The sequence below is a fragment of the Microbulbifer sp. genome, assembly GCF_036563125.1.
Lineage (GTDB): Bacteria > Pseudomonadota > Gammaproteobacteria > Pseudomonadales > Cellvibrionaceae > Microbulbifer.
In genome coordinates, this window is sequence record NZ_DATCMV010000015.1 from 1 (window position 1) to 3591 (window position 3591).

At 57.3% G+C, this 3591-nt stretch carries 4 protein-coding genes; 3 read left to right on the forward strand and 1 reads right to left on the reverse strand.

The genetic code is table 11. The features are described 5' to 3' along the window. The 3 genes from VIL80_RS00965 to gloA2 form a co-directional block, all read left to right on the forward strand. Nucleotides 1-558: sugar O-acetyltransferase (locus tag VIL80_RS00965; RefSeq protein WP_332034298.1), on the forward strand; the 558-nt coding region annotated here is incomplete at its 5' end. Nucleotides 559-665: 107 nt separating this feature from the next. Then, nucleotides 666-1223, forward strand: a complete 558-nt coding sequence (locus VIL80_RS00970) for an OsmC family protein (RefSeq protein ID WP_332034299.1) — start codon at nucleotides 666-668, stop codon at nucleotides 1221-1223. A 142-nt stretch (nucleotides 1224-1365) separates the two neighbouring features. After that, nucleotides 1366-1749: an SMU1112c/YaeR family gloxylase I-like metalloprotein gene (gloA2, locus tag VIL80_RS00975; protein WP_349257173.1), complete on the forward strand. Its 384-nt coding sequence runs from the start codon at nucleotides 1366-1368 to the stop codon at nucleotides 1747-1749. Between the two features lie 78 nt (nucleotides 1750-1827). Here gloA2 and VIL80_RS00980 read toward each other — a convergent pair whose 3' ends face one another. Further along, nucleotides 1828-3435 carry a hypothetical protein gene (locus tag VIL80_RS00980; protein WP_332034300.1) on the reverse strand — a complete coding sequence of 536 codons (1608 nt, stop codon included), beginning with the start codon at nucleotides 3433-3435 and terminating at the stop codon, nucleotides 1828-1830. Nucleotides 3436-3591: the final 156 nt, after the last annotated feature.

The window sequence follows — 3591 nt, forward strand, 5'->3', positions numbered from 1 at the left end:
GAAAAACTAAAAATGCTTGCCGGTGAGATGTACAACCCGGCAGACCCGGAGCTCGCGGAGATGCGCCTGCGCGCACGCATCCTGTTCGAAGAACTGAATACCGTCAGCCAGCAGGACCGTCCCCGGCGGGATCAGTTGATCCGCCAGCTATTCGGCAGCACCGGCGCACAGATCCAGATCGAATCTCCATTTCACTGCGACTATGGCGAGAATATCCATGTGGGTGAGAACTTCTTTGCCAATTTCGGTTGTGTGATTCTCGATGTAGCGGAAGTGCGCATTGGCGATAATTGCATGCTGGCACCACAGGTGGGCATCTACACCGCCACCCATCCACTCGACCCGGTGGAAAGACGTAGTGGGCTCGAGTACGCCAAGCCGATCTCCATCGGCAACGACTGCTGGATCGGCGGCATGGCAGTGATCAACCCCGGTGTTACCCTGGGCAATAACGTGGTGGTCGCCTCCGGCGCGGTGGTAAGCAAAAGTTTCGGTGACAATGTGGTGCTGGCGGGCAACCCGGCCAGGGTCATTCGCACGATCGAAACGCAAACCTGACACCGCCCGGAGCCGACACCCGCCCTCCCTTTGCAGTTTCAGTGCAATCCGGCTGTGTCCGGCACTACCATTCCGTTGTTATGAGTCCCTGCGCGAGGAGTGACAACATGACACAGGAAAACAAACTCAACGGTATCGATGTCGACCAGCTATTCAGCACCATCGAACAGGTCAAGGAAAATCCGGAAATTGCCCATTTCAAGTTCCGGGCAACCAATACCTGGATAGACGGCACGCACAATCGCGCGACCGTGAAAAGTTTCTATGGGGCTCTGCAGGAGGATGATTCAAGGGACCCGCTGGTTTTCGAGATTGACGAACCGCCGGTGCTCTGCGGGAAAAACCTGGGGGCAAACCCTGTGGAGTATCTTCTTGTGGCCCTTTCCGGTTGCCTGACCACCAGTCTCATCGCGCACTCTGCGGCACGGGGTATCAAAATCACCAAGGTAGAGTCGCGCTACGAAGGCGACCTGGACCTGCAGGGATTTCTCGGAATATCGGAAGAAGTACCCGTCGGTTATAAAAATATTCGGATATATTTCAAAATCGAAGCCGACATTCCGGAAGCACAGAAAGAAGAGCTAATCCAGATGGCTCAAAAGTACTCACCGGTGTTCAACAGCATTGCGAAACCGGTCCCCGTTTCCGTACTGCTCGATGGTTAGCTTAAGCCAGGCACATCTGTCGCCGCCCTGCCAGCGGCGTATCAGGCGTCGGGCGAAAAAGATTCCTGTATATTTTCGGATACCTTCTGGACAGCGGCGCTGCTGCGTTTAAGCTAGCGGAAATTCCTCCGCTGGCATCACTATGCTGAAATCCATCCACCACGCGGCCATCATCTGCTCCGATTACCCGCGCTCGAAGAGCTTTTATTGCGAAATTCTCGGTCTTGAGATCATTGCCGAGAATTTCCGCACACAGCGCAATTCCTGGAAGCTGGATCTGCGTTTGCCAGACGGCGGTCAGGTGGAACTGTTTTCTTTCCCCGATGCGCCGGCGCGCCCCAGCTATCCCGAGGCGCAGGGATTGCGGCACCTGGCGTTTGTGGTGGATTCTGTGGAGGAAACCAAGGCACACCTCGAGGCGTGCGGCGTGGAGGTGGAGCCGGTGCGCGTAGACGAGTACACCGGCAAACGTTTTACCTTTTTCAGCGATCCGGACGGACTACCGCTGGAATTGTACGAGCAATAGATTTACAGCACTTAATAAAAAAGGGGAGCTATGCCCCCCCAAGTATTCCGCCAATTCGGCAGAGAAAAGTGTAATCCGTCAGGGCGACGCCTTGGCAGCATTGCCGCCGGTCGCGCTCTTGTTGCTCTGCGTATTGTCTTTCACCAGTGCGCGGCTCTGGCTTTTCACGCTTTCGATCGCCTGGCCACTCACCTCGGGCTTCAGCTCCGCCAGCATGTGCTTCATCTCGTTGTACTCAACCTCGCTGGTGAGTTCCAGCATCAGCGGCTGCGCCACCTGGGCGAAGTACGATGCGTCTTTACGCTCGTAAAGCTCCTTGGCCATCCACTGGGCAATATGCACTTCGCGGGGCGCGCGCAGGTAGGCCTGCTCCAGCATGTCCACGTACTGTTTTTTCGGGTAGCCGAGCATCTCCATGGTGATCGCCAGGCCGTACCAGTTCATCGCCTCACCGGACTGGTTGTTGACCAGCTGCACGAACTGGTCGCGGGCCTTCTTCAGTGCCGCCTTGTTGCGGTCGCCACCCAGAGTGCCGATTTCGCGGTTCAGCCACAGCCAGGCCTGGGCCTTCTGATACCAGAACTGGTTGCGATCGGACGGAGCCACCTGGGCCAGCAGATGGGCAGCGCTGTCAAAATCACCCGCGCGAGTGGCAGCATCGGCGCGCACCGCGGTGAGCTCTGCCGAGTAGATATTCTCGCGCTCGGCGTACTTCACCATCTGCTCGAGCCCTTCGGTGTTGTAGCCGGACTTCACCAGGAAGCGCGCCAGCTCAACCACCGTCTCCTGGCCGCTCATCACCTTCAGTTTCGGGCGCACCGACTTGAAGCTGGCCGGTACCTTGCCGCGGGCGAGGTCAAAACGCCCGCTCTGGAACTGGTCGTTGTAGGCCTTCTCGATCTGGCGGATGGACATGCCGAGATTCTTGGTGAGTGCCTTCACCGGGTCGGCGCCGTTGTTGTAATCCTTGACGAATTGCTTGAATTCCTCGGTCTTGCCGCTCTCCATGATGATCCAGTGGGCAAGCATCCAACCGCTGGCGTAAATGCGGCCCTTCTCTTCATCCGGAGTGTTGTACACGGTGGCGCGCAGCAGTTCCTGCAGCGGCACCGGACTGGTGTACAGCAGGGTCATGGCGCGCTCGCCGGGGATGGCACCGATCTCGTAGGTGTTGCCCTGGCCGAAGGTCATGGTGGACATGAACTCGGCGAAGCCCTCGCTGTACCAGTAGGGGTAGTGCGTGGTAGTGCCGTTGTAGCTGAGGAAGTGGGTGTACTCGTGGAACAGGAATTCCCGAGCCTCCAGCTGGCGCTCGCCGGTGCGGCCGTCAAGGTTCACCAGCGCATAGCTGCCCTCGGCGGTGGTGTCGAACAGCCCGTTGGTGAGCTCCGACAGATCCTCGCCCACCAGGCCCGCATAGCTCTCGCGGTCGGCAGCGGCGTAGATGGTCAGCTTGGCGCCGTCATCGTTGGCACCGAGCAGGCTCAGCGCCACCGAACGGTAGCGCTCCAGATCTTCCGCCAGACGGCGTACAGCGCCGGGATCGCCGTTGGTGACGATGTGAAAGTTAGCGCTGTCAATTTCGTACCAGGTGTCTTTCGCCAGATTGTCCGCCGCCATGGAGCTGCTGGTAAACAGCCATGTGCCGGAAAAAACGACTACGTACGCGAGTATTCGTGAAAACATATTCTGACCACCCGGATATTTCGCTAAAGTTGCAATTGGCTGTTTTTTAATCAGCTCTGCGCGAAAAGCCACAATACCTGTTTTCACTGTTTAAAAAAAGAACAATCTGAGCAGAACACCTCTAATTCATATCAGGTATAAAGACCAAACCGTTAT